The sequence below is a fragment of the Serratia marcescens genome, from assembly GCF_001902635.1.
GTDB classification, from domain to species: domain Bacteria; phylum Pseudomonadota; class Gammaproteobacteria; order Enterobacterales; family Enterobacteriaceae; genus Serratia; species Serratia marcescens_F.
Map to the genome: position 1 here is coordinate 1 of NZ_MJAO01000060.1, position 1,416 is coordinate 1,416.

At 53.2% G+C, this 1,416-nt stretch carries 1 protein-coding gene; it reads left to right on the forward strand.

Going from position 1 to position 1,416, the window contains the following annotated elements; genetic code table 11:
• Positions 1-87 precede the first annotated feature (87 nt).
• On the forward strand, positions 88-1,395 hold the full coding sequence (locus BHU62_RS24515) for an IS4 family transposase (RefSeq protein ID WP_073534943.1): 1,308 nt from the start codon (positions 88-90) through the stop codon (positions 1,393-1,395).
• Positions 1,396-1,416 lie beyond the last annotated feature (21 nt).

The window sequence follows — 1,416 nt, forward strand, 5'->3', positions numbered from 1 at the left end:
CGTAATGCCGATCAGTTAAGGATCACTTGAACGATCCTGTCGCTGTGTAAGAATCCGTAATCTCTCTGAGATTACGGATTTTTTTTTATGTTGCTGAGTCAGGCTCTTGATACCGTTATTAAATTCTCGCCCAAAGAATTCGCTGCGCTTTCCGACCTGCTCTCACCTGAGCTTATCGATGAATGCCTGGCTGATACCGGGATTGTGACGCTCCGAAAGCGCCGTCTTCCCATGGAAATGATGGTCTGGGCCGTGGTCGGCATGTCCCTGTTTCGCTCGCTTTCAATGAACCAGCTTGTTTCCCATCTTGATATTATGCTACCGGGAAGACGCCCTTTTGTGGCTCCCAGCGCCGTGGTGCAGGCTCGCCAGCGGCTCGGCGAAGAGGTCGTCAGGCTGGTGTTTGAAAAAACACGTCAACTCTGGTTCGAAAAGACCCCGCTATCGAACTGGAATGGCCTGACGCTCATGGCTGTAGATGGCACGCTGTGGAGAACGCCCGATACGCCTGAAAATGACGCTGCCTTCGGACGCACCGCCAATGAGCACGCGCGTTCCGACTGGCCCCAACTTCGCATGGTCTGCCAGATGGAGGTCACCAGCCACTTGCTGACAGGCGTGAGCTTCGGCAGCGTCTCGGAAACCAGTGAGGTTGACCTTGCTGCACAGTTGGCAGAACAGACCCCGGAGCACTCGTTGACGATACTGGATAAAGGTTTTTATGCGCTGGGGCTCCTCCATCACTGGAGCGCCTCAGGAACGCAGAAACATTGGATGCTACCACTGCGTAAAGACGCACAGTATCAGGTACGGGAGAGGTTGGGTGCGGGACAGGACCTCGTTGAGTTGAAGCTAAGTCCGCAAGCCCGCAAGAAATGGCCGGATGCCCCGGAAATGCTGGTAGCCAGACTGATAAGCAAGGAGGTTAATGGCAAGAAAGTCCAAATCCTGACCTCAATGTGCGATCCGCTACGCTATCCCAAAGCAGATATCGTCGACCTGTATGGGCACCGTTGGGAGATCGAACATGGCTTCAGGGAGATGAAACAGTATCTGCTGCAGAACGAACTGACTCTGAGAAGCAAAAAACCGGAGTTGGTCAGGCAAGAGCTGTGGGGGGTGGCATTGGCTTATAACCTGCTGCGCTTCATGATGACGCAGATGGCTTACAGCCTGAAGCATGTAGAGCCTTATCAAATCGGTTTTAAACAGGCTGCGTTGTATCTGACAGCCCAACTGAGTCTGCTCCCGGCAGTCGCCCCGGGAAAAATACCGAAGATAATGAATGATATCCTGGCAATGGCGGGGAGCTTCGTACTTCCTTCTCGACGGCAAAGGCATTACCCGCGAGCAGTAAAAAAGAGGCCGCAACGTTATACGTTGCGGCGTCCTTAGAAGCTTAACTGACAAGCATTA